Below are 24,594 nucleotides of genomic sequence, written 5' to 3'. Positions count from 1 at the left end.
CCTGAAGTAATTCTCCACTCTGACTGCTGAGGGGGCTGTTTCACTCCCATATGTTTCCATATGTGCCGTGAAACAGCCCCCTTTTTAAGTAAAGTAAAGCGTTTTGAGAAACTGAAAGGACTGGTTCACTTGGCTTCATGGAAACGCGTATGCATTCTTGCAGGCTCCTATCTGGGCTTCATGATTGGAACCGGCGTTGCAACGGGACAGGAAATTCTCCAGTACTATACGGCAAACGGCTGGATGATCTTCGGCACGGCTGTCGTCATTGCGATCATCTTCATTGTTGCTAACTACGGTTTTGCTCTTGCAGGACGCGATCACAACGCGACCTCCGGACAGCAGGCGTTCATCTTCTACAATGGCACGTTCCTTGGCAAGGCTTTTGACTGGTTTACGGTCTTTTTCTGTTATCTGTCATACTGCGTCATGGTCGCCGGTGGTGCCGCTACACTGCAGCAGCAATATGGACTTCCCGTCTACGTCGGCGCTGCAATTGTTGCCATTCTCGCAGGCGGGTCGGTGGCGCTTGGCCTCGGTAAGCTCGTTGACATCATCGGGCGCATCACGCCGGCGCTTCTCTTTGCAATCGTCGGTATGGTCTTTGTCCATCTCGTTCAGCACATTGACACGCTTGCAGCAAATGCAGACCTCATCTCCTCCGGTCAACTCGAGATGACGCGCGTCGGCAGCAACTGGTTCATGTCCGGCATGTCGAACGGCGGCTACAGCATCCTGATGCTTGCAAACTTCAGCGCCGTCCTTGGTGCGCGTGAAGATTTCAAGACGCTGTTCCGCGCCAACGTCCTCTCCACCGTTCTGCTCGTTGTGCTCAACACGATCATCGGTCTCTCGATCATGAGCCGCATCACGGATCTCTATCAGGTTCAGATTCCGAACCTCGTCATTGTGGCAAGCCTCTCACCGGGTCTCACGACCATCTTCGGCGTTCTGATCTTCGTCGCGGTCTATACGACGGCGTGCCCGCTGCTCTGGACGGCAGTCGCACGCACTGGAGAAGAGGGCTCGGCCAAGTATAAGATGTGGGCGCTCGGTCTTGCAGCCATTGGCTTCTTCTTCGGCATGTTCGTGCCCTATCACATGATGCTCAACTATGTGTATGGTCTGAACGGCTACATCGGCTTTATCGTCATGGCTCTCATGTCGATCAAACTCATCCGCATGAAGTTCTTCTCGAAGGGGAGTGAGTCCTGATGCCGAATCGTGCAGCATGGGCGGAGATCAATATGGGGGCACTTGCCCACAACTACCGTGAGATCCGCTCGCGTATTGCAAAGGGCGCAAAGCTCTGTGCCGTGGTCAAGGCGGATGCCTATGGTCACGGGGCGATTGCCGTTGCACGCGTGGCGCTCGAGGAAGGCGCAGACTATCTGGCTGTTGCAACCCTCTCCGAGGCGCTGAAGCTGCGTGCAGCGGGATTTACGACACCACTCCTCATTCTCGGACTCGTGGAGCCGGAGAGTGCGCGTGAGGTTGTGGACGGCGATATCACGCAGACGGTCTGCCGCATGGATCTCGTTGAGGCGCTCTCGAAGGAGGCTGTGCGTCAGGGCAAAACGGTAAAGGTTCACCTGACGATTGAGACCGGTATGGGGCGCATCGGCGTTCATCCGAAGGATGCCGCTGAGACGGCGAAGAAGATTGCCGCACTTCCAAATGTGGAGCTTGAGGGCGTCTTCTCCCATTTCGCTCTGGCGGATATTCCGGATAAGACCTTTACGAAAAATCAGGTCAAACTCTTCCAAGAGGCATGTAATGCAATCGAAGCGGCAGGAATTCACATTCCCATCAAACATATTGCCGAGTCGGCTGCAATTCTTGAGATCCCCGATGTGCACTTCGACATGGTGCGTGCGGGCATCATACAGTATGGGCTCTGGCCGTCGGATGAGGTTACGCGCCCCATCGACCTGCGTCAATGCATGAAGTTCTGTGCGCGCATCGTCTACGTCAAGACGATTCAGCCAGGCGAATCCGTTGGTTACGGACGGAAATTCATCGCAGAGCGTGAGACGCGTATCGCGACTCTGCCGGTCGGCTATGCGGACGGATACATCCGTGCTTATGCGGGCGGGAGTGTGGAGGTCTGCGGAAAGCGTGCCCCGATTGCGGGACGTGTCTGCATGGATCAGTTCATGATCGACATTACGGACATTCCAGAGGCGCAGATGGGCGATGTCTGCACGCTGTTCGGCTCGGAGACCCTTCCGACGGACGAGGTCGCAGGCTGGGCAAATACGATCAACTATGAGGTCGTCTTCCTCGTCTCTGAGCGCGTCCCTCGTGTCTATGTCAAGTAGCGTAATTTTCTGTGCGTGACGCTACCAAAGAGCGGGGCTGCTGCGGATATGTTTCTGTCCGCGGCGGCTCCGTTTATTTATCATTATGAAAGAAAGGAACAGATATGAATACCTTGGTCAGCCCTGAGAATACATGGGTATTGATGACTGTGATGCTGCTCGCGGTAGCGGTTTCGGTCTATCTGGAGCAGAAATATGCTTGGGCGTCCCGCATTTCGGGCGCTGTCATTGCCCTGATTATTGCACTGGTTTTGGTTAATACGAATATTATTCCGCCGCATGCGGAGCTTTACGATGATATCGTATGGGGCTATGTCGTGCCCATCGCTATCCCGCTCTTGCTCCTCCAGACCAATATCCTGAAGATTTGGAGGGAGACGGGCCGTCTGCTCGTAATCTTCCTGATCGGTGCGGCGGGAACCATTGCGGGCGCGCTCCTTGGCTGTGTCCTGCTGGGCTCTGCAATCGACGGTCTGCCAAAGGTCGCAGCGATGATGACGGGGTCGTACATCGGCGGTGGTGTCAACTTTACAGCGCTTGCCGATGCCTTCAAGGTCAGCGGTACGCTCGTCTCATCGACGATTGTCGCGGACAATCTCAATATGGCGATCTACTTTTTGATCCTCCTCGGAATTGCGGGGAATTCGTTCTTCCGCAGCATGTATACGCATCCTCTGATCGATGATGTGGAGAAGAACGGGGCATCCGATGAGGGGAAGACGCTTGCGGCGACCTACTGGGGACGCAAGGACATCTCGCTCAAGGATATTGCTATGTGTGTCACCTATGCGGTCGTCGTCGTCACTGTGTCGAAATTCATCGGTGCAACGCTCGGCGGACTGATCCCCGCAGACGCGAACTGGTTCACGAAGATGTGCAACACCTTCCTCGGCAGTCAGTACGTCTGGATCACGATGATCTCGATGATCTTTGCAACGTTCTTTGAGAAGCAGGCGAGCTCGATGAACGGCACGCAGGAAATCGGTACATTCTTCATCTATATGTTCTTCTTTGTCATCGGCGTGCCTGCCTCCATTATGGAGATTCTGACGAATGCACCGTTGCTCTTCGTCTTCTGCCTGATTATGGTGGTTGTCAATATGCTCTTCTGCCTGATCGGCGGGAAGCTGCTCAAATTTGACCTAGAGGACATTATCATCGCTTCCAATGCGAACATCGGCGGCCCGACCACGGCGGCAGGCATGGCGATCTCGCAGGGATGGAACAAGCTCGTAGGACCCGCAATGCTGGTCGGTACGCTCGGCTATGTCATAGGAACGTATCTTGGCATTATTGTCGGCAGTATCTTGGGCGCATAGATGCGGGAGAGCAATGAATGAATACAAAGATAAGCGTCTTTGATGCGCACTCAGATCTGTTTACCAATGTCACCCTGCGCAGACAGCAGGGCGAGCAGTCGGTTATCCGCCGCTGTCACAGCGCGCAGCTGCAGGAGGGCAATATCCAAGCGATGACCTGCTGTGTATGGATTGATCCGCCGTACACGGATACGCCGACGGAGCGTATGGTTGAGATCATGTCCTCTGCCTGTGCGGAGCTGAGGGAGGCTGCGGATGTCGCAGAGACTGCATACTGTGCAGCGGATATTGAGCGCATCTGCGCACAGGGAAAGCTGGCAATTCTCCTTGGCATGGAGGGGCTGAGCGGTCTGCGTGGGCAGGTCGACTTCCTGGATGTGCTCTATGCGTGGGGCGTTCGGCATGCAATGCTGACGTGGAACGAGGTCAACGAGTTTGCCAATGGCGCATGCAGTCCCCATGCAGATGCAGGGCTGACGCCGCTTGGCATCAGAGCTGTACAGCGCATGGAAGCGCTGGGGATGATCGTGGATGTATCCCATGCCAACGAGCAGACCTTCTGGGATATCTATGAGCACACGGAGAAGCCGTTCATCGCTTCGCACTCCAATGCCTACGCGCTGTGTGCGCACGCGCGCAATCTGAAGGACGATCAGATCAAGTCGCTCGCCGCGCGCGGCGGCGTGATCGGGATGAATGCGTGGCCGGAGTTCATCGCGGCGGAGCAGCCGAGTGCGGAGCGGCTGGCAGATCATGTCGATTACATTGCCGGGCTCGTCGGTGTGGATCACATTGCCTGCGGCTTTGATTTCTGCGATTATCTGCCGGGCGATACGCTCGCCTCGTTCGTCCATACAGAGGAGATGACTGCGGATCTCACGAGTGCGGCAGATGTACCGCACTTCCTTGATATTTTGAAAAAACGGGGCTACAGTGCGGGAGATCTGGAGAAAATTGCGCATGGGAATTTCATGCGCATCGTCTCCGAGATCGTCGGCTGAATACGCGCTTTGCCGCATACAAATAGGACTGCCAAACGAATGGCAGTCCTATTTGTATGCACAGGATTCAGTCCTCCGTCTCTCGCTGTGCGATGATGGCGCTGATCTCGCGCTGCTGCTGTGCCTCAATGCGCTTCTGGATGAAGATGTTCGGGATGGAGACACCGACGACGACGGCGAGGATGATGGTGACGCCGTTTACGCCGAAGCGCAGCGCCTCCAGCAGCTCCTCGACGGAGATGGTCTGGATGTGCAGGACGGCGAAGAGGAGGCGATAGAGGAGGACGCAGGGGATGAGGGGGATGACGGGCGGGATGATGAGCAGGGTATTCGGCGTGTGAACGATATGGATGATCTTCAGCGCGGCGATGCCGACGACGGCTGCTGCTGCGAAGGAGCCGATTGCCTGCGGCAGTCCGAACTCGAGCATCAGGACGTTGCGAATGAGCATGGTCACAATGCCCTCGATAGCGACGATGGCGAGCAGCTTCTTCGGTGTGTTGAACATGATGGAGAAGCCGCCTGCCGCGAGGATGGCGGCAATCGCCTGATTGAGATAGCTGTCGGTCGGCTGTATGTGCACGTCCGAAATATTGTGTACGCCCGCAACGAGGATGGCAAAGGCGATGCCGAAGGTCATGCCGCCGATGATGAGCATCGTGTCCATTGCGCGCGTCATGCCCGAGGTGGTGAAGCGGTTCAGCAGGTCGCTCGCGGCGTTGATCGATGGGAAGCCGGGCATGAGGAAGATGGTGCAGGCGACGAGCGCATACCACATCGTAGGAAGCCCGAGCGCAACGGGGATGATCCATGCGCCGAGCGTTGCGACGAAGCCCGTAATCATGGCACATGCATAGGGGTTGAAGGCGTATCGCGTGCTCGTGCGGTGGGCGAGGAAACCCATGAGCGCCGCGATGGTGGCGACAAGCGCCTCTGTCCAGCTGCCGCCAAAGAGCTTGCACGAGCCGCCCGAGCCGACGGCGGCGCCGAGCGCAATGATCCAGTCGGGATAGCAGAGCGGACGCTCGCGGATGCGGTTGATTGCGCGCTCGATTGGATCCAGCGGCGTATTGCCGCGCAGGATGCGCCATGTCAGCTTGCTGACAGCGGCGAGGACGGCGAGGTTGACACCGTGCTTCAGACATTTGCGGAACTGTGTAAAGGAGCGCTCACCGTCGCTGACGCAGAGCATGAGCGTCGTGTAGGTGACGTGCGACTGGATCTGCTCGGAGGGAATCCTGAGGTGCACTGCCGCGCGCCGCATATCGCGCACGATGCGCGAACAGTCCGCGCCGTTCTCCATGAGTGTCTGCCCGATGTCGAGCAGGATCTTCATCTTGTGGTTGAGCATTTTATTGCTGTCTTTGGAGGCATTTTGTATGAGTTCAGTGTTCATAGGAGCATCACGGTCTGCCTTTCTCACCTGCTTACAATATTTTTGTCATTATATCACAGAAGATTATCGGCGTGAAATAAGAAATCCGGTATACAGATGGACAAATACTCTATGATAGATAAAAGCGATAGAAAGAATAAGTTTCAGCTATAAAAATTTATAAATATGTGACATTACTCACATGCACGTAAAAGCCTATATAGTAAAATTATATCGTATCTATAAGCCTTTTCAATGAAAGCCAAAATAATGGAGGGGTGAAGGCGTGAGCAGTATCTTTCAAAAGTTTAAGTATCTGATTCCGACGTCGAAATCCGCAGACGGTCACAATGAGACACACGAGGGCGGGCGCGCATGGGAGAACATGTATCGCGACCGCTGGTCGTTCGACAAGACGGTCCGCACGACGCACGGGGTCAACTGCACGGGCTCGTGCAGCTGGAACGTCCACGTCAAGAACGGCATTGTGGCGTGGGAGAATCAGGCGACCGACTATCCGGAGACGGCGCCGGATATGCCGGACTTCGAGCCGCGCGGCTGCCCGCGCGGGACGACGTTCTCGTGGTATCTCTACAGTCCGCACCGCGTGAAGTACCCGTATATGCGCGGGGAACTCGCGGCTCTTTGGCGTGAGGCGCGTGCGGCGCATCCGAATGCGTACGAGGCATGGAAGAGCATCGCCTCCGATCCCGCAAAGAAGAAGCAGTACAAGCAGGCGCGCGGTATGGGCGGCTTTGTGCGCTCGAACTGGCAGGAGGTCAGCGAGCTGATCGCCGCCTCCGTGCTCTACACGGCGTACACCTACGGCTCCGACCGCATCTTCGGCTTCTCTGTCATCCCTGCAATGTCGATGCTGAGCTATGCGGCGGGCATCCGTTTCATGCAGCTCATGGGCGGCGTCGGACTCTCGTTCTACGACTGGTACGCCGATCTGCCTCCCGCGAGCCCGCAGATCTGGGGCGAGCAGACGGACGTGCCCGAGTCGAGCGACTGGTACAATGCGGGCTACCTCATCACGTGGGGCTCGAATGTACCGCTTACGCGCACGCCGGACGCACACTTTATGGCGGAGGTGCGCTACAAGGGGACAAAGGTCGTTTCCATCGCGCCCGACTATGCCGAGTCCTCGATGTTCGCGGATACGTGGATCCCACTCAAGGTCGGCAGCGACTCCGCAATGGCGATGGCGATGGGGCACGTCATTCTCAAGGAATACTACGTTGATAAAACCACGCCGTTCTTCCTCGAGTACACGCGGAAGTATACGGACTTCCCGTTCCTCGTGCGCATCGAGAAGAAAGAGGATGGCACGTACATCCCCGGGCGTATGCTCTCCTCGCGCGACATGGGACGCGACGAGAAGCACGCGGACTTCCGCTACTACGTCGTGGACGACAAGACGGGCGAGATCGTCATTCCGAACGGCACGCTCGGCGAGCGCTGGTCGACGCAGGAGAAGTGGAACATCCGCGAGGAGAACCGCGACACGGGCGCGGAGATCTGCCCGCGTCTCTCGGTCTGGGATGACAAGACGGGGACGGTTGAGGTGCAGCTGCCGTACTTCGGAAACGATCGCAGGGAGCGTACGCTGACGCGTGCTCTGCCTGTGCGCAGCGTCAAGACGGCGGACGGCGAGGTGCTCGTCACGACGGTCTATGACCTCACGCTTGCAAACTATGCGATTGATCGCGGCATCGGCGGCGAGAGCGCAGGCTCGTACGAGGACGACACCCCATATACGCCCGCGTGGCAGGAGAAGTACACGGGCATTTCGCCCGATCTCGTCATCAAGACTGCACGCGAGATCGCGGACAACGCCATCAAGACGAACGGCAGAACCATGATCATCATGGGCGGTGGCATTAACCACTGGTTCCATGCGGACGTCGTCTACCGTACGATCGTCAACCTCCTGCTCTTCACGGGCTGCGAGGGGCGCAACGGCGGCGGCTGGGCGCACTACGTCGGGCAGGAGAAGCTACGCCCGAACGAGGGCTGGGCGCGTATCATGACGGGCACGGACTGGCAGGCGCCGCCGAAGCTGCTCAACTCTACCTCGTTCTACTACTTCGCGACCGACCAGTGGCGCAGCGACGAGATTCAGACGGATGCACTGACGGCGGCGAACGAAAATGCACGCTACAATCACGCGGCGGACTATGCTGTGCTCGCGGCGCGTCTGGGGTGGGCACCCTCCTACCCGACGTTCAACCGTGGCTCGAACGACCTCGCTGCGGATGCAAAGGCGGCGGGCTTCGAGGGCGCGGACGGCATCAAGGAATACATCGTCAAGAGCTTGAAGGACAAGAGCCTGAAGTTCGCATGGGAAGACCCCGATGCACCGGAGAATTTCCCGCGCAACCTCTTTGTCTGGCGCTGCAACCTGCTCGGCTCGTCCGCGAAGGGCAACGACTACTTCCTCAAATACCTCCTTGGCACGGAGAACAGCATCTTCCAAGAGGAGGACTGTGCGACGCGTCCGCAGGAGGTCAAGTGGCGCGAGAAGGAGGAGCTCATGCAGCCGGGCGGCGCGCTCGAGGGCAAGCTCGACCTCCTCGTTTCGCTCGATTTCCGCATGGCGGGCAACGCGCTCTACTCCGACATTGTGCTGCCAACGGCGACGTGGTACGAGAAAACCGACCTCTCCTCGACGGATATGCACCCGTTTGTCCATCCCTTCCAGCCTGCGGTCGACCCGCTCTGGGAGTCGCGGACGGACTGGGACATCTACCGCACACTGGCACAGGCGGTGTCTGAGGTGGCAAAGGACGCAAAGCTCACGCCGTACACGAACATCGCTGCGACCCCGCTCGGGCACGACAGCGAGGCAGAACTCGCGCAGCCGGACGGCATCGTGCGCGACTGGAGCAAGGGCGAGTGTGAGCCGATCCCCGGCAAGACCATGCCCAACATCGCCTCGAACACGATTGACTACACGAAGCTCTATGAGAAGTGGATCGCGCTCGGACCCAATGCGGGCGGCAAGACGGCGAGCCACGGCAATACGTGGGACTCTGCGGAGGACTACGAGGAGATTCGTCAGCGCAACGGCATCATTCAGAACAAGGACTATGTGTCCTACGGCTGTCCCTCCATCTACGAGGCGCGGCAGGCGATTGACGCCGTGCTCGGTATGTCCCCGACGACCTGCGGCAGGACGGCCGTCCGCGCATGGGAGGCGGTGGAGAAGCGCACGGGGCTGAATGACCTCGTGAAGCTCGCAAAGGATCGCGAGGAGGATCGCTTCACCTATGATGCGGTCATCGCACAGCCGCGCGAGACGATCACCGCGCCGACGTTTACGGGCAGCAATCAGAACCGCCGCTATACGCCCTTTACGAACAATGTGGAGGAGCTGATCCCGTTCCGTACACTCACGGGGCGCCAGCATTTCTACATGGATCACGAGGTCATGCGTGAGTTCGGCGAGGCACAGGCGGTCTACCGCCCGATCCTCGACTTCCGTCCGATGAACAAGTCGCTGAACGGCACGCAGAAGGAAATCACGCTGAAGTACCTCACGCCCCACAACAAGTGGAGCACGCACAGCATGTACTTCGATGCGCAGCAGATGCTCACGATGTTCCGCGGCGGACAGAGTGTCTGGATGAGCGAGAAGGATGCGGCGGAGATCGGCGTGAAGGACAACGACTGGATCGAACTCTACAACCGCAACGGCGTCGTCGCTTCGCGCGTCGTCGTCTCGCCGCGTATCCCGCACGGTGCGGTCTTTATGCACCACGCGCAGGATCGCCACATCAACGTACCGGGCTCGAAGATCTCGGGCACGCGCGCGGGCACGCACAACACACCGACGCACATCCACATCAAGCCCACCCACCTCATCGGCGGCTATGGGCAGCTCAGCTACGGTTTCAACTACTATGGCCCGACGGGCAATCAGCGCGACTCGTACGTTGTCGTGCGGCGCATGGAGGAGGTAGATTGGCTTGAAGATTAAAGCACAGATTGCGATGGTCATGAATCTCGACAAGTGCATCGGCTGTCATACGTGCTCCATCCTCTGCAAGAACGTCTGGACAAACCGGCGCGGCGCGGAGTATATGTATTTCAACAACGTCGAGACCAAGCCCGGCATCGGCTATCCGAAGCAGTGGGAGAATCAAGAGAAATGGAAGGGCGGCTGGGAGCTGCGCGATGGAAAACTCGGCCTCAAGACCGGCGGCATGACAACGCGACTTGCAAAGCTGTTCTACCATCCGCAGCAGCCCGAGATGGACGACTACTACGAGCCGTGGACGTACGACTACGAAACGCTGATTCACGGGAAGCGGCGCAACCATCAGCCCGTGGCCCGCCCGCGCTCGCTCATCACGCAGAAGCGCATGGAGATCAAGTGGGGGCCGAACTGGGAGGACGACCTCGCCGACGGCGCGTCCGCACGCAAGGACTACAACCTCGCGAAGATCGGACAGGAGATCACGCTCGAGTTCCACGACATCTTCATGAAGCATCTGCCGCGCCTGTGCAACCACTGTCTCAACCCCGCGTGCGTGGCGGCGTGCCCCTCGGGCGCGATCTACAAGCGCGACGAGGACGGCGTGGTGCTCATCTCGCAGGACGGCTGCCGTGGCTGGCGTCACTGCGTTCCGTCGTGTCCCTATAAAAAAATCTACTACAACTGGGAGACGAACAAGGCGGAGAAGTGCACGTTCTGCTTCCCGCGTCTGGAGAACGGTCTGCCGACCGTGTGCAGCGATGGCTGCGTCGGGCGTATGCGCTATATCGGTGTCCTGCTCTACGATGCGGACAAGGTCAAGTCGGCGGCATCCACCCCCGATCCGAAGGATATCTACAAGGCATACCTTGGTGCGCTCTGCGACCCGAACGACCCTGCGGTGGTCAAGGCGGCAAAGGAGGCGGGGATCCCCGACCGCTGGATGCGTGCGGCACAGAACTCGCCCGCACACAAGCTGATCGCCGAGTGGCAGCTCGCGTTCCCCCTCCATCCGGAGTACCGCACGCTGCCGAATGTCTGGTACGTCCCGCCCCTCAGCCCGATTGCACGGCGCGTCGAGGAGAAGGTCTTCTTCCCGGGCGCGGCGGAGATGCGCATCCCTGTCGCCTACCTCGCACAGCTCCTCACGGCGGGCGACGAGGCGGCGATCGAGCGCGTGCTGCATGTCCTCCTCGAACTGCGTGCCGTCATGCGTGCAAAGCAGACGGGCGATGCTCTGCCTGCGAATCTGACGCACGATGTGGAAACCTACGAGGCGATGTACCGTCTCCTCGGGCTTGCGAAACGCCGCGAGCGTTTCAACATCCCTGCGGGGCTTCAGGATGTCACGCATGAGAAACTGCGCGAGCTGCAGGGCTCGGTCGGCTATGCCTGTCCCGGAGGGTGCTGCTGATGGATACGAACCGCATTCAGACACCGCTCCTCCTCACCTCCTACCTGTTCGAGTACCCCTCGGCAGAGTGGTGGGAGGGCGTTCCCACCCATGCAGCGGCAGTTGCGGATGTCGAGCGTCCGCAGTCGCGCGAGGTGTTCGAGGAGTTCTTTGGCTACATCGGCGAGAGCGACAGACAGGAGTTCGAGGATGCCTACGTACGTGCCTTTGACTTCTCGCAGAATACGAACCTCTACCTCACAACGCACAACCGCACGGATTTCGGCAAGCAGTCCGAGGAAATGCTCGCATACAAGCAGCTTTTCCTCGATGCGGGCTATGACCTCGATCACGAACTGCCCGACTACCTGCCCGCGATCCTCGAACTTGCGGCAGCGGGGCCGGATAAACAGGCACTGCACATCCTGACCGAGGTGCGTCCGAAACTGGAACTCCTGCGCGACCGTCTGATCGAGGCGAAGCTGCCCTATGCGTTTCTCCTCGATGTCGTGCTCACGGAGGCGGCGGGACTCGAAGGGAGGACAGCATAATGAAACAATTCGCATGGGGCATACTCCCCTACATCGCGTTCACGTTCCTCATCGTGGGGACGATTGTGCGCTACACTGTTTCTGAGCGGAACTGGACGACGAAGTCGAGTCAGTTCCTCTCCAAGAGCGACCTGAAGATCGCGGGACCCATGTTCCACCTTGGTCTTGTCATGGCATTTGGCGGGCACGTCATTGGCGTGCTCATCCCGAAGTTCATGACCGAGGCGGCGGGGATCAACGAGCACCTCTACCACATGATCGCGCTCGGCGGCGGTGCGCCCGCAGGGCTGCTCTTCTTCGGGGGCTTTGTCCTGCTCCTCATCCGCCGTTTCGGCAAGGACAGGATGGCGGTCAATACGTCGACGATGGACAAGTGGCTCTATTTGTTCCTCTTCCTTGCGATCTTTACGGGCTGCGCGTCCACGACGCTGAATGCCGTGCAGGGCGGGTTCGACTATCGCGAGACGATTTCGCCGTGGTTCCGCTCGGTTCTCGCACTCAGCCCCGAGATCGACTACATGGAGAACGTGCCGCTCATGTTCCGTATCCACATGTTCTCATGGATGGCAGTCGCGTTCCTCTTCCCGTTCACGCGCCTCGTCCACTGCCTCAGCGCACCGTTCGAGTACCTTGTAAGGAATCCGATCATCTATCGTAAAAAATAAATCGGTGGATAGAAAATCCCCCTTCGCGCGAAAATCGTGCGAAGGGGGATTTTTAGCGGGGGGCGTGCATCAGCATTTGATGCCGCTGCCCTTGCGTGCGTAGAATACATATGTAATAATGATGGTGACGACGGTGAAGCCGATGAGGAAGTAAAATGCAGGGATGACACTGCCCTGCGTTGCGTACGAAAGTCCGAAGAGTTTCGGGATGAAGAAGGCACCGTATGCTGCAATTGCTGCTGTAAAACCTGTGACGAGCGAGGCGTGCACGGGATTTTCGAAGACAAACGGGATCATGCGGAACGATGCTGCATTGATGAACCCCGTCGAGAAGAAGAGGACGAGGAACGCGCCGAAGAAGAGCGCGAAGTTGTGCGCCTGAATGCCGAGCACGGTGACGACGCAGGCGACGAGCATCAGGAGCAGCGAGTAGAACGTAACCTTCGAGCCGCTGTTGACCTTGTCCGTGACCCAGCCGCCGATGGGGCGCACGCCCGCACCGATGAAGGGCCCGAGGAATGCCGCGTAGGCGAAGGAGACCTCGGGGAACTCGCGGTTGACGAGGAGTGCGAGAGCTGCAGAGTAGCCGATGAACGAACCGAAGCCGCAGGTGTAGATGACCGTGATAAGCCACGTGTGCTTGTTGCCGAAGATGGACATCATGCTGCGCGGACTCTGCTTTGGAATCGGCAGATTGTCCATGAACATCCAGACGAGGACGAGGGTGAGCGCGGTCGGAATCGCCCAGAAGTAGCAGACGTTCTGGAGGTAGACCTCCTTGCCCGCCGCGTTCATGAGCGGCTCACCGAAGAGGCCGCCGAAGCTCGCGCCGAGGAGCATCGGCGCAGTCAGGTAGATGAGCGAAACGCCGAGGTTGCCGATGCCGGCGTTGATGCCGAGGGCGAGACCCTTCTGTGACTTCGGGAAGAAGAAGCCGATGTTCGCCATGGACGAAGAGAAGTTTGCGCCCGCAATGCCGATGCCTGCTACTAGGAGGACAAAGGTATCATAGGTCGTCGTTGTGTCCGTAAGGGCATTGCCGAGACCGATGAGCGGGATGAGCAGGAGGGCGGTCGAGATGAACGTCCAGTTGCGCCCGCCGACGATAGCGGGGAGGTAGGTGTAGATGAGTCGTCCCGTTGCGCCGACGAGTCCCGGCAGCGCTGCGAGCGTGAAGATCTCGTTGTCCGTGAAGTGAAAGCCCACTTGATTGAGCTGTGCGGCAATCGTCGCCCACATCGTCCACGCGACGAAGGCGAGGGTCAGCGCCCACGTCGAGGTGTAGAGATTCTGTTTTGCGACGCGCTCGCCGTATTTCTTCCAGAATGCCTCGTTCTCCGGATCCCAATGCGCGAGGATGTCGCGCCGTGACGGATTCTCACCGAGAGCGGCGAGGATGTCTTTGCTTTCCATTTGCATCTCTCCCATAATGATTTCGTGAAACACTGAGGAAGGTTGTGCCTTATCAGAGTTTCCTATGAATTTTATATGAAAAAATTATAGTGAAAAATTTTTCTCTTGGATGTGACCGATGTCACAGGTTTTTCATAGTTTTTTCGATAATATTAAAAAATATGATAGGTGAGTCCTATGAAATGAACGGAGGTGAGACTTGTGGATCAGGAGGCGCTCATTCGGGAGATGATGTCGATCCCGGGGAAGGTGATATCGCTGCATGATGGGGCGTATCTGTTTCGTGAGGGCACGTCGGCGCGCTATTTCTACATTGTGCGCTCGGGGCATATCTTTATCGTAAAATATGGTGAGTCAGGGCGCGTCCTGTCGCTGCGCCTTGCGACGAAAGGGAGTCTTATCGGCGAGCTACCGCTCTATGAGGAAACTCCAACCTATATTTTCAGTGCGGTTGCACGCAGCGCGTCGGAGGTCTATGCGATCGAGTTCCCCGTGCTGCAATCCTATCTCGAGAAGCACCCGCATCTATCAATTGCGCTTCTCAAGCTGATCGGTCTGCACATGCGCAAGCAGCATCTGAAGTTCCGTGACCTTGTGCTTTACGGGAAGAAGGGTGCGCTCTACTCGACGCTCATTCGCCTTGCGAACAGCTACGGGATGCAGACGGATGAGGGGATTCTCATCTCCGTGCCGTTGACGAATCAGGAACTTGCGAACTACTCGGCATCCGCGCGCGAGAGTCTCAACCGCATGCTTGCCGATCTCAAAAAGAATGATGTGATTGCGATGCGTGGTCACCTCATCCTCATCAAGGACATCGAATTTCTCAAGGCGGAGATCCACTGCGAGAACTGCGGCAAGGACATCTGCAATATCGAATAAAAAAACGCCCGTCGGGGCGTTTTTTGTTATGGTATCGGTACAGCACTATACTTTTGGTCACCGAGTTGGTATCGCGCTCGCCCCGCCGTAAGATCGGTGAGTGCACGCTGGTGGAGCTCGATGTCGCCCGTCGGTACGAGGAGGGCGAGGGTGACGGCGTCCGCATAGTTTGTCTCGCCCGTTTGTAATGCAGCATCGCGTACATAGCGTTCGGCGGCTGCGAGGAGGTCGTAGTCGAGCTGCACGTACATCGTATGCAGCGGCGTCATGCGCAGCTTTGCCGCTGCCTCGAGTCCGAGACCTGCCGCGTGTGCATAGGCGCGGATGAGCCCGCCTGCACCGAGTTTGATCCCGCCGAAGTAGCGCACGACGGCGACAGCAGCATTTGTAATCTCACGCGCCTTGATTGCCTCTAGGATGGGGCTGCCCGCCGTGCCGCCCGGCTCACCGTCATCGCTCGAGCGTTGGCGGTCGGCACGCGCCCCGAGCACCATTGCATAGGGGACGTGGCGCGCCTCGTAGTGCTCCTTCTTTACGGATGCGAGCCATGCACGCACCTCCTCCTCGTCCTCTGCGTGGATGGCATAGGCGAGGAAGCGCGAGCGCTGAATCTCATACAAAACAGGGGAGACACCGCCCGCCGGTATCTCCCCTGTGATGGTCGTATAGGCTTCCATCGTTATTTGTTCTTGCGGTTGAAGTAGTCGATGATGCTTGCGTCGAGCAGGATGTAGGTCGGCCCCGTGCTCGCCGTCAGTTCACCCGCCTGAAAGATTGGGCAGACATAGCCGCGCCCGCCGAGGAAGTAGTTCGTCGGTACCTCGCGCACGGACTTCTCGGGCTGAATGGGGGTGTTGCGTCCCTGCTCGTTGTAGAGATGTCCATTCACCGCCTCGCCGTCGAGATCGGACGGTGTGACGTGGACGAAGAACGCGAGCGGCAGACGCTGACCCGTCTTCTTGTAGTAGACGTAGCCGTAGTCGTGGCGTGTCGGCTGGTTGCCGCGCAGCTCGTAGCGCAGATCCGTGAACGTCACGGAGAGGAAGTTGTCATCGTCGAGGTGGACGCGATAGCCGAACTCGCCGCGATAGAATGCGCCGCTCTCGTAGGCAGAGCGCACGCTCCCCGCCAGCGCCTCCATGTCGGCATTGATGAGATTCGCGACAGCAGCGTCCTCGAGGCTGAGAACAGGATAGGCGATGGAGAGATTTGTCGTCGACTCGCGATGCTCGGTGACGGCTGCGCTCGTTGTGCCCGAGACCGTGATGACAAGCACGAGAGCGAGCAGCAAGGCTCTGAATTTCATAATACTAGCTCCTCCTTTACATAGTTGCTAATGATGATAATAAAAATTTACAGCTTTGTCAAATAAATCGTAGTAATCTATGCGTTCTTGTAGTATGATAAAGGCGCATTTTCATCCAGTGCAATCGGGAAGAAAGGTCGTGTTAGAAAGCCCATGGGCGAATCGACAATGAAACGGAAGCTGAAGCACAGACATCTTCAGTTCATCTCTCTCGGCGGCGTCATCGGGAGCGGATACTTCCTCGGAACGGGCTATGTGCTCGAGCAGGCGGGACCTGCTGCCATGATCTCCTATCTCCTCGGGGGCGTCATCGTCCTCGCGGTCATGCTCTGCCTCGCCGAGCTCGCGGTGGAAAAGCCGCTCTCGGGCTCCTTTGTCGTCTACGCGCGCGAGAATATCTCGGCGACGTGGGCGTGCGGTGTCGGCTGGTCGTATTGGGTGACATGGGTCTCCTATGTGCCGTCGGAGATGATCGCCGCCGGCATCATCATGAATGGCTTTTTCCCGGAGATCGGGACAATCTGGTGGGCGGTGTTCTTCGGTCTCATCGTCACCATTCTCAATCTGTTTCGCGTCGATAAATTCGGTGAGAGCGAGTTCTGGCTCTCGCTCATCAAGGTGACTGCGCTCGTTGCGTTCAGCGTGGTCGCGCTCCTCATCTGCCTTGGACTCATCGGTGAGGAGGGCTATATCGGGACGCGTATTCTGCTCGGCAGCGGCGGCTTCGCCCCGCACGGCTATTGGAGCATCGCACTCACGATGGTTATTATCCTTGTGAACTTTCAAGGGACAGAGATCATCGGCCTCGCGGCGGGAGAGACTGCCGATCCCGCACGCAGCATACCGACGGCGGTGCGCAATGTGACATGGCGCATCATCGCGCTCTACATCGTGCCGATCACCCTCCTCATCTCAATTCTGCCGTGGGATCACGCCTCGCTCAGCGAGAGCGTCTTTGCGGCGGCGCTCGCCGAGCACGGATTCTCGCATCTCGCAGCGCTCTTCTCGCTCGTCGTGCTCACAGCGGCGATCTCCTGCTCGAACTCGGGGCTCTACGGTGCGGCGCGGACGGTGCACGCGCTTGCGACCATGGGCATGGCACCGCGCGTACTCGAGGGACTCAGCGCAAAGGGCGTCCCCTCGCGCGCAATCTACGCCTCCATCCTCTTCTGCTGGGGCGTCATTGCGATCTATGCGATGAACCCGCACGCCGAACTCTATACCTATCTGCTCGCGCTCTCGGGCTTCTCGGGCGCGGTGGCGTGGATCTCGATTTGCTGGAGTCAGTATCGGCGGCGGCGCAGGCTCGAGGCGGAGGGGCAGGTGGAGCTCCTGCGCTACCGCATGCCGTTTTTTCCGTACGTGACCCTCTTCGGCATCTGGGCGCAGGTCTTCTGCCTCGCCTTCATGATCTTTATGCCTGAGCTGCGTTCCGCGCTCTATCTCGGTGTGCCCATGCTCGTTGTTCCCATGATTCTCTATCGCTTATTGCGGGGAAGGTAGAGAGATGTTATAATTACATTAAAGCACCTTTGCAGATAGGGAGGTAAATTATGTTCGGATTGTTTGGGAATAAGAAAAGGGAAGAGGTCTCGCTCGCGGACCGGATCAAGGCGAAGCCTCTTGCCGTGGAGCCGCAGGCGCACGAAGAGGGAACGAAGACGCGTGCGCCGTTTGCCGGGCTCGGCACGGTGGGCGGCAGCGACATGAAGTCTGCCTATCTCTCGCGCAGTGAGCTGACGGCGGAACGTCTGCGTGAGCTCTACGATGTGCCGGGCGGCCCTGCGATTGTGCTCGGCTTTATCTCCGCAGATCTCGCGATGGACGATGTGGCGCGCGCCGTGCAGTCTGCCTCGCCGCCTGATGTGAAGCTCCTGCTCATGACGACCTGCGGCGAGCTGACACATACTCCGGGCACGCGCTCCTACTATATGGATGCGGCGGACGGGCGTGCGAAGGTGCTCCTGCAGGTGTTCAGCAAGCGCATGATTGCTCAGTCTTATATGATGACGATCCCCCTGCACAACGAGGATATGAGGCGCGGGGAGGTGACGCTCACACCCGCCGAGCGCGTTGCGAAGATCACGGCAGACGTGCGTGCTGAGCGCATACCGTTTCCTGTGCGTTTCGACGACACCTTTGCCTTTGTCTACGTCGACGGCGTGAGCGCGTGCGAGTCCTTTGTCCTGCGGGCACTCTACGAGGCGGAGAGCCTGCCCTGCCCGTACGTCGGCGGCAGCGCGGGCGGTGTGCTCGACTTTTCCCATACCTACATCTACAACGGCACACAGGTGCTAGAGAACCACGCCGTTATCCTTGTGGTGAAGCTTGCCGGGGACTACCGCTACTCCGTGTTCAAGACGCAGGCAGCGGAGGAGACGGGGGCGCACTGGACGATCATCGGCTCGGATGCGACGTTCCGCACCGTGGACACCGTTGCCGATGCCGAGGGACGTCCCGTATTATTCGCGGATGTGCTGATGGATTATCTGCATGTCTCGAGTGTCTCGGCACTCACGGATGCGCTTGCGGGTTATACATTTGCAACCCACGTCGGCAATCAGTTCTACATCCGCTCTCTGCAGAAGATTGACGAGGCGACGAAGCGCATGCACTTCTTCTGTGACATTACGACGGGCGAAGAGCTCTATCTCATGCGCCGTGAAAAATTCCTCGAGACGCTGCAGGCGGACTATGCGGGATTTTCCAAGGGCAAACCCGCGCCCATCGGAGTCGTGATGAATGACTGCATCCTGCGCCGTCTGACTTTTTCGGACGAAATCGGCCGTGCCGACCTCTTTGACGGATTCCCTGTGGCGGGCTACTCCGCGCTCGGTGAAATCGCAGGTATGCACATCAACGAGACGCTGACGGCGATCTTCTTTTATCAGCTCTCGGGCGGCGGCTTCTATGACGGCTATATGAACCGCTTCCCATCCGTCTATGCGCTCTGTCAGAAATCCTTCCTCGAGCACGAGGTCAGCCGTCTTGAGATCATTGGGCGCCTCAAGGACAGTATTATAGGTGAATTCAACGAGTACCGCGGCGAGATGGCAGGGATGTCCAAGATGATGATGCGCGTCGGCGAAAGTGCCGAGAGCGTTTCCGGTCTCATTGACAAGCTGAGTAGCGGGCTCGGCGGTCAGGGCGACATGACGAAGGAGCTACTCGGACGGAATGCTGAGATCACGCCGAAGCTCGAACGTCTCACGGAGAGCACGAAAAAGATCGAGCAGGTCATGAACATGATTACGGAGATCTCCGCGCAGATCAATCTCCTCGCGCTCAATGCAGCGATCGAGGCGGCGCGTGCGGGCGAGATGGGGCGTGGTTTCGCCGTTGTTGCGGGCGAGGTGCGAAAACTCTCCGAGAACACGCGTGAGCGCCTCGAGGCGTCGGATGAGGCAATCAGCCAGCTCCTGCGTGACGTGCAGGAGATCGACAAGATGCTGGCAACGAATCAGGCATTTGAGGATCAGGTCGAGGATTTCGAGCATGGTTTCGACGGACGCATTGAGGAGCTGAAGAAGAGTCTCGACGGCGGCCTCGGTGCAATCCGCCGCTCGACGGAGTCCATTGATCGTATGGCAAAGCTCGGCGCGCAGCTGACCGAGCGCTACGATGAGCTGGAGACGGTGCTCCGCTCCATTCGCTGAGAAAATTTCACAGCACAGAAAAAGCGCGGCATCATCCGCGCTTTTTCTGTGTCAGAACGATTTCATTAGAATGGATACGATGGTATAGGTGGAGGCGACGTAGAGCATAGCGAAGACGAGTTTGCGAAAGAGAGCGGCAGGCATAAAGCGCATGCTCTCGCGTCCCGCGATGATGCCGACGGCGAGCGCGGGCAGGAGATAGATGAACTCGTTGAATGCCGCCGTAAGCGGAAAACCGCCGATGAGGTAGCTGACGAGTGAGGTTGCATTGCCGAGGAAGAAGTAGACGAAGCAGGTTGCACGGAAGACATTAGGAGGCATGGAGGTGTAGGCAAGGTAGATCAGGAACGGCAGACCGCCCATGCCCGTCGTGATCGCCGTGAAGCCCGAGAGCATGCCCGTGATGATCGTGTTGCGCCGGCATTCCGGGATGCGGCGGTGCGAGATCTGCATGAGGAGGAGACTTAGCAGGACAACAACGTTGATGAAGACCTTCAGCGCGTCGTTCGAGATGTAGGTGAAGAAAAAGAAGCCGACGGGCTGGCCGAGGAGCATGCCGAGATACATCCAGCGCACGAGCGGCAGATTCGCCTGCCGCCGCATGAGGAAGCCCTGTACGGCGTTACCGCTGCATGCGAGCAGCAGCATGATCGGCACGGTCAGCTTCGGCTCGTAGAAGAACATCAGGAGGGGGGCGGCGATGATGACGAGACCGAAGCCCGTGATGGATTGGATGAATGCCGCGAAGAAGATCGCAAGCGTTGGCCCCATATGTGCGGCGACACCCGCAAGATAGTGCTCCAACGATACCCCTCCTTCATAAAAATTATGTTGCATCGTCATTGTACCACGAACAAACAGGGAATGCACGAGGTATGCCGTCGTATTTAGATGGATAGGAATATAGGAAAAAAGTCCGTATTTTTGTGACGAAAAATATGAATAATGATTGACGCGTTCATCCCGTTTCATGTATAATGAATCAAAACTATTAAAAGAAAATATCTCACGGTTTTGTTGTGAGATTTGGTTTGGATACTGGGAGGAGCAAGAGTATAGTGGAGAGATATTGCCCGCAGGAGATTGAGGCGAAGTGGCAGAAGCACTGGGAGAGTGCGCACAGCTGCCATACGGAGATGGATGACACGAAGCCGAAATACTACGTGCTTGAGATGTTCCCCTATCCGTCGGGAAAACTCCACATGGGTCATGTCCGCAACTACTCGATTGGAGACGTGGTCGCGCGTTTTCGGACGATGGAGGGCTACAACGTCCTGCACCCGATGGGATTCGATTCCTTTGGCATGCCTGCAGAGAATGCGGCGATCCAGAACAAGGTGCACCCCGCGCAGTGGACGTATGCGAACATTGAGAACATGGAGCGCCAGCAGCGCGCATTGGGGCTTGCGTACGATTGGTCGCGCGAGGTCATCACCTGCCGCGAGGACTACTACCGCTGGACGCAGTGGCTCTTCGAGCTGTTCTACAAGAAGGGGCTGGCTTACAAGAAGGCGGCGTCCGTCAACTGGTGCGACACGTGCGGCACCGTGCTCGCGAACGAGCAGGTCGAGGACGGCAAATGCTGGCGTTGCAAGTCTGAGGTGCACAAGAAGAACCTCGCACAGTGGTTCTTCAAGATCACGGACTACGCTGACGAACTTCTCGCCGACCTCGACAAACTTCCGGGCTGGCCCGAGCGCGTCAAGACGATGCAGGAGAACTGGATCGGACGCAGCGAGGGACTCGAGTTCCGTCTGCCCGCACCCACACTCGAGACGGAGATCCCCGTCTACACGACGCGCCCCGATACCGTGTTCGGCATCACCTTCCTCGCGCTTGCGCCAGAGCATCCGCTTGTCGAGCAGATCTGCGCGATCAGCGACAAGGCGGACGAGATCCGCGCGTTCTGCACGCGCGTGAAGAAGCAGTCCGATATCGAGCGTGCATCAAGCGAGTCGGAGAAGGAAGGAATTTTCACAGGTCTGTACTGCACGAACCCGTTCAACGGGGAGCAGGTCGAGATCTGGATCACGAACTACGTCCTCTTCGAGTACGGCACGGGCGCCGTCATGGCTGTTCCGTCCGAGGATCAGCGCGACTGGATGTTTGCGACGAAGTACGGCATCCGCAAGATCCTCACGATTCGTCCGCCCGAGGGCGAGCTGCGCCTTGAAGATATGACGGCAGCCTACGTCGAGAAGGAAGGCTTCCTGATCAACTCCGGCAAGTTCACGGGCATGGAGATGCACGCGGCGATGGGGGCGATCATCGACGAGGCGGAGGCACAGGGCTTCGGCAAGCGCCGCGTCAACTACCGTCTGCGCGACTGGCTCATCTCGCGCCAGCGCTACTGGGGCGCACCGATCCCCATCATCAACTGCGAGGCGTGCGGCGAGGTGCTCGTTCCCGAGGAGGAACTGCCCGTACGCCTGCCCGAGGATGTGTCGTTCGAGCAGGGCACGGTGTCGCCGCTCTCATCGAGCGAGCACTTCCTCCATTGTAAATGCCCGAAGTGCGGCGGCAACGCGACGCGCGAGACGGACACGATGGACACCTTCATCTGCTCCTCGTGGTACTACTACCGCTACGCCGATCCGCATAATACGGAGCGCCCCTTTGATCGGGACAAGGTCAACTACTGGGCGCCTGTCGATCAGTACATCGGTGGCATCGAGCATGCGATCCTGCATCTCCTCTATGCGCGCTTCTTCACGAAGGTGCTGCGCGATGCGGGGATGCTCGATTTCGACGAGCCATTCACGAACCTCCTCACACAGGGCATGGTCATCAAGGACGGCGCAAAGATGTCGAAGTCGCTCGGCAACGTCGTCTCGCCCGAGGAGATCATCGAGAAGTACGGTGCGGACACCGCGCGTCTCTTTATCCTCTTTGCCGCGCCCGTGGAACGCGATCTGGACTGGAGCGATCAGGGCGTCGAGGGCGCATTCCGCTTCCTGAACCGCGTCTGGCGCATCCTCCTGCAGTTCGAGGAGGCGATCAAGGGCGCGCCGGCGTCCTATGATACGGCGATCCTTACACCGGAGGAAGCGGAGCTGCGCCGCGTCCTGCACACGACCATCAAGAAGGTCACGGAGGATGTGCGCGACCGCTTCATGTTCAACACGGCGATCTCCTCCATCATGGAGCTTGTCAATGCGTTCTACGCATTTCAGGACAAGGAGCTCAACCCCGCACTTGCACGCGAGACGGGGAGCGCGCTCCTGCGGATGCTCGCGCCGTTTGCGCCGCATATCACGGAGGAACTCTGGGCACGCCTCTTTACAGGCAGTGTGCACGCTCAGAAATGGCCTGCCTACGATGAATCTGCACTGACGCAGGACGAGATCGAGGTGGTTCTGCAGATCAACGGCAAGGTGCGTGACCGCGTGAAGATTGCCACCGATCTGGATAAGTCGGCGATGGAGCGCATCGTCACAGAGCTGCCGCGCGCGAAGGAACTCACGGCGGGCAAGGAGATCGTAAAGGTCATCTGCGTGCCCGGCAAGTTGGTCAATATTGTTGTCAAGGGATAAATAGGTATAACACCTCAGTTCAAGGAAGAAAAAGGGAGAGATCAATCATCATGTTAAAAGCGTTTGCTGTTCGGAGCCTCCTGCCGGAAATGCTCATTGGGCGTACGGTCTACGAAGGCGAGACGGAGGTCGTTCTGGTTGAGGGCGGTACAATTCTGGATCGCGCGACGATCAACCTGCTCAAGGAGAAGGGGATCGCATCCGTCTATGTCGATGAGGACAGTATCCTCGCGGCCGTGCAGAAGGAAAAAGCGGCGAAGGCAGAGCCTTCTGAGGAGACTGTGACCCCCGAGCGGGACGCAAAGCTCGACGATAAATACGCCGAGGACTACCGCTATGTATACGGCGAGATGGAAAAGCTTTTCCAGGAGGCTGCCGTTACGGGGCGGCTTAACATGGATATCCTGCAGCCTGTCATGGCGAGCGGACGCCTGCGCGACCTTTACAAGGAGGGTGCAACGGCGGTCTCCATGATCTACACAATGAATCAGGATGGGGATTACAACATCCACCACTGCGTCCATCTCGCGATTCTCAGCGGACTGATGGCAAAGTGGATGGGGCTTGTGGGCATGGATCGTCAGAACCTTGTGCTCGCGGGGCTCTTCCTCGACATCGGCAAGCAGTTCATCGAGAAGGATCTGCTCGAGAAGAAGGGGCGTCTCACGGAGGAGGAGTTCGATATCCTCAAGAATCACGTGGTCGACAGCTTTAAGCTCCTCGAATCCAGCGACCTCTCCGGCCGCACGGATCTCATGAACGGTGTTATCCAGCATCACGAGCGCAATGACGGCTCCGGCTATCCGTCCGGACTCGAGGCGGATCAGATCTCAACGTTCGGCAAGGTGCTCGCCGTGCTCGACAGCTATGACGCGATGGCGTCCAGCCGCACCTATGCGGAGAAGCGCTCGCCGTTCGAGGTGTTCAAGATCCTCTATGCCGACGTGCTGGATGGGAAACTCGACTCCGAGTACGCTGTGCTCTTTATGCGCAAGCTTAACGCCGCGCTCAACGGCTGCTGGCTGCGCCTCTCGGACGGCACGGCAGGGCGCATTGTCTACATCGATGAGTCGCGTGTTACGGCAATGCCCGTTGTGCAGCTCACGGACGGCGGCTTCATCGACCTCAATACGGTGAAGGATCTCACCGTTGTCGAGATCATGACGGCAGCAGAGGTCAGCAAACTCTAATGCATCAATC

At 58.2% G+C, this 24,594-nt stretch carries 18 protein-coding genes; 13 read left to right on the top strand and 5 right to left on the bottom strand.

From position 1 onward, the window contains the following. Window positions 1-129: 129 nt before the first annotated feature. The 4 genes from HMPREF9163_RS11320 to HMPREF9163_RS11305 all read left to right on the top strand — a co-directional run bounded on the left by HMPREF9163_RS11320 (window position 130) and on the right by HMPREF9163_RS11305 (window position 4,641). Window positions 130-1,215 carry a hypothetical protein gene (locus HMPREF9163_RS11320; RefSeq protein ID WP_157049446.1) on the top strand — a complete coding sequence of 362 codons (1,086 nt, stop codon included), beginning with the start codon at window positions 130-132 and terminating at the stop codon, window positions 1,213-1,215. Continuing rightward, a complete protein-coding gene (gene alr, locus HMPREF9163_RS11315) occupies window positions 1,215-2,321 on the top strand; it encodes an alanine racemase (protein ID WP_009441944.1) in 1,107 nt (368 codons plus the stop codon). Before HMPREF9163_RS11320 ends, alr begins: the two co-directional genes overlap by 1 nt. A 104-nt stretch (window positions 2,322-2,425) precedes the next feature. Next, complete coding sequence (locus HMPREF9163_RS11310; protein WP_009441943.1) at window positions 2,426-3,640, top strand: DUF819 domain-containing protein; 1,215 nt, start codon at window positions 2,426-2,428, stop codon at window positions 3,638-3,640. Window positions 3,641-3,657: 17 nt separating this feature from the next. Next, window positions 3,658-4,641, top strand: coding sequence for a dipeptidase (locus tag HMPREF9163_RS11305; protein ID WP_009441942.1), 984 nt, complete (start codon window positions 3,658-3,660; stop codon window positions 4,639-4,641). Between the two features lie 67 nt (window positions 4,642-4,708). On the opposite strand, the gene HMPREF9163_RS11300 is transcribed toward HMPREF9163_RS11305, so the two are convergent. Further along, window positions 4,709-6,037 (bottom strand): threonine/serine exporter ThrE family protein, encoded by a 1,329-nt coding sequence (locus HMPREF9163_RS11300; protein WP_009441941.1) that lies wholly within the window; start codon window positions 6,035-6,037, stop codon window positions 4,709-4,711. 265 nt (window positions 6,038-6,302) lie between these two features. Between HMPREF9163_RS11300 and HMPREF9163_RS11295 the strand changes: the two genes are divergently transcribed. Genes HMPREF9163_RS11295 through narI form a run of 4 tightly spaced genes read left to right on the top strand, consistent with a single transcriptional unit; the run spans window position 6,303 to window position 12,604 of the window. Beyond that, complete coding sequence (locus tag HMPREF9163_RS11295; RefSeq protein WP_009441940.1) at window positions 6,303-9,998, top strand: nitrate reductase subunit alpha; 3,696 nt, start codon at window positions 6,303-6,305, stop codon at window positions 9,996-9,998. Beyond that, the gene (narH, locus tag HMPREF9163_RS11290; RefSeq protein WP_009441939.1) at window positions 9,988-11,409 is read left to right on the top strand and encodes a nitrate reductase subunit beta; all 1,422 of its coding nucleotides are present in this window, start codon (window positions 9,988-9,990) and stop codon (window positions 11,407-11,409) included. Before HMPREF9163_RS11295 ends, narH begins: the two co-directional genes overlap by 11 nt. Continuing rightward, window positions 11,409-11,939 carry a nitrate reductase molybdenum cofactor assembly chaperone gene (gene narJ / locus HMPREF9163_RS11285; RefSeq protein ID WP_009441938.1) on the top strand — a complete coding sequence of 177 codons (531 nt, stop codon included), beginning with the start codon at window positions 11,409-11,411 and terminating at the stop codon, window positions 11,937-11,939. Before narH ends, narJ begins: the two co-directional genes overlap by 1 nt. Further along, on the top strand, window positions 11,939-12,604 hold the full coding sequence (gene narI, locus HMPREF9163_RS11280) for a respiratory nitrate reductase subunit gamma (protein WP_009441937.1): 666 nt from the start codon (window positions 11,939-11,941) through the stop codon (window positions 12,602-12,604). Before narJ ends, narI begins: the two co-directional genes overlap by 1 nt. A 69-nt stretch (window positions 12,605-12,673) precedes the next feature. Here the strand turns inward: narI and HMPREF9163_RS11275 are convergent, their stop codons facing one another. Continuing rightward, complete coding sequence (locus HMPREF9163_RS11275) at window positions 12,674-14,023, bottom strand: MFS transporter (RefSeq protein WP_037347147.1); 1,350 nt, start codon at window positions 14,021-14,023, stop codon at window positions 12,674-12,676. Between the two features lie 195 nt (window positions 14,024-14,218). On the opposite strand from HMPREF9163_RS11275, the gene HMPREF9163_RS11270 reads away from it, so the two are divergent. After that, entirely contained in the window at window positions 14,219-14,899 is a 681-nt protein-coding gene (locus HMPREF9163_RS11270) for a Crp/Fnr family transcriptional regulator (protein WP_009441935.1), read from the top strand. A 26-nt stretch (window positions 14,900-14,925) separates the two neighbouring features. Here the strand turns inward: HMPREF9163_RS11270 and HMPREF9163_RS11265 are convergent, their stop codons facing one another. Together HMPREF9163_RS11265 and HMPREF9163_RS11260 are read right to left on the bottom strand one after the other, a co-directional pair. Next, window positions 14,926-15,576: a YigZ family protein gene (locus HMPREF9163_RS11265; RefSeq protein WP_009441934.1), complete on the bottom strand. Its 651-nt coding sequence runs from the start codon at window positions 15,574-15,576 to the stop codon at window positions 14,926-14,928. Window positions 15,577-15,578: 2 nt separating this feature from the next. After that, complete coding sequence (locus HMPREF9163_RS11260; protein ID WP_009441933.1) at window positions 15,579-16,205, bottom strand: hypothetical protein; 627 nt, start codon at window positions 16,203-16,205, stop codon at window positions 15,579-15,581. Between the two features lie 153 nt (window positions 16,206-16,358). On the opposite strand from HMPREF9163_RS11260, the gene HMPREF9163_RS11255 reads away from it, so the two are divergent. After that, entirely contained in the window at window positions 16,359-17,708 is a 1,350-nt protein-coding gene (locus HMPREF9163_RS11255; RefSeq protein WP_009441932.1) for an amino acid permease, read from the top strand. 50 nt (window positions 17,709-17,758) lie between these two features. Next, window positions 17,759-19,861 carry a methyl-accepting chemotaxis protein gene (locus tag HMPREF9163_RS11250; protein WP_009441931.1) on the top strand — a complete coding sequence of 701 codons (2,103 nt, stop codon included), beginning with the start codon at window positions 17,759-17,761 and terminating at the stop codon, window positions 19,859-19,861. A gap of 51 nt (window positions 19,862-19,912) precedes the next feature. Here HMPREF9163_RS11250 and HMPREF9163_RS11245 read toward each other — a convergent pair whose 3' ends face one another. Further along, the gene (locus HMPREF9163_RS11245; RefSeq protein ID WP_037347112.1) at window positions 19,913-20,665 is read right to left on the bottom strand and encodes a sulfite exporter TauE/SafE family protein; all 753 of its coding nucleotides are present in this window, start codon (window positions 20,663-20,665) and stop codon (window positions 19,913-19,915) included. 254 nt (window positions 20,666-20,919) lie between these two features. Between HMPREF9163_RS11245 and leuS the strand changes: the two genes are divergently transcribed. Together leuS and HMPREF9163_RS11235 are read left to right on the top strand one after the other, a co-directional pair. Beyond that, window positions 20,920-23,394, top strand: a complete 2,475-nt coding sequence (leuS, locus tag HMPREF9163_RS11240; RefSeq protein WP_037347107.1) for a leucine--tRNA ligase — start codon at window positions 20,920-20,922, stop codon at window positions 23,392-23,394. 50 nt (window positions 23,395-23,444) lie between these two features. After that, window positions 23,445-24,584 (top strand): HD-GYP domain-containing protein, encoded by a 1,140-nt coding sequence (locus tag HMPREF9163_RS11235; RefSeq protein ID WP_009441927.1) that lies wholly within the window; start codon window positions 23,445-23,447, stop codon window positions 24,582-24,584. The last annotated feature ends 10 nt before the right edge of the window (window positions 24,585-24,594 follow it).

Origin of the sequence: Selenomonas sp. oral taxon 138 str. F0429 (genome assembly GCF_000318175.2) — a bacterium.
In the GTDB taxonomy this organism is placed as follows: Bacteria; Bacillota; Negativicutes; order Selenomonadales; family Selenomonadaceae; genus Centipeda; species Centipeda timonae.
Note: the sequence above shows the minus strand (reverse complement) of the source record. Positions and strands in the feature narration are given on the sequence as shown.

What these genes read in the sequence shown, in the direction of transcription:
- HMPREF9163_RS11255 (WP_009441932.1), top strand. Translation starts at nt 16,359, where the DNA reads ATGGGCGAATCGACAATGAAACGGAAGCTGAAGCACAGACATCTTCAG.
- HMPREF9163_RS11310 (WP_009441943.1), top strand. Translation starts at nt 2,426, where the DNA reads ATGAATACCTTGGTCAGCCCTGAGAATACATGGGTATTGATGACTGTG.
- HMPREF9163_RS11235 (WP_009441927.1), top strand. Translation starts at nt 23,445, where the DNA reads ATGTTAAAAGCGTTTGCTGTTCGGAGCCTCCTGCCGGAAATGCTCATT.
- alr (WP_009441944.1), top strand. Translation starts at nt 1,215, where the DNA reads ATGCCGAATCGTGCAGCATGGGCGGAGATCAATATGGGGGCACTTGCC.
- HMPREF9163_RS11305 (WP_009441942.1), top strand. Translation starts at nt 3,658, where the DNA reads ATGAATACAAAGATAAGCGTCTTTGATGCGCACTCAGATCTGTTTACC.
- HMPREF9163_RS11300 (WP_009441941.1), bottom strand. Translation starts at nt 6,037, where the DNA reads ATGAACACTGAACTCATACAAAATGCCTCCAAAGACAGCAATAAAATG.
- HMPREF9163_RS11275 (WP_037347147.1), bottom strand. Translation starts at nt 14,023, where the DNA reads ATGCAAATGGAAAGCAAAGACATCCTCGCCGCTCTCGGTGAGAATCCG.
- narJ (WP_009441938.1), top strand. Translation starts at nt 11,409, where the DNA reads ATGGATACGAACCGCATTCAGACACCGCTCCTCCTCACCTCCTACCTG.
- HMPREF9163_RS11260 (WP_009441933.1), bottom strand. Translation starts at nt 16,205, where the DNA reads ATGAAATTCAGAGCCTTGCTGCTCGCTCTCGTGCTTGTCATCACGGTC.
- narI (WP_009441937.1), top strand. Translation starts at nt 11,939, where the DNA reads ATGAAACAATTCGCATGGGGCATACTCCCCTACATCGCGTTCACGTTC.
- HMPREF9163_RS11250 (WP_009441931.1), top strand. Translation starts at nt 17,759, where the DNA reads ATGTTCGGATTGTTTGGGAATAAGAAAAGGGAAGAGGTCTCGCTCGCG.
- HMPREF9163_RS11265 (WP_009441934.1), bottom strand. Translation starts at nt 15,576, where the DNA reads ATGGAAGCCTATACGACCATCACAGGGGAGATACCGGCGGGCGGTGTC.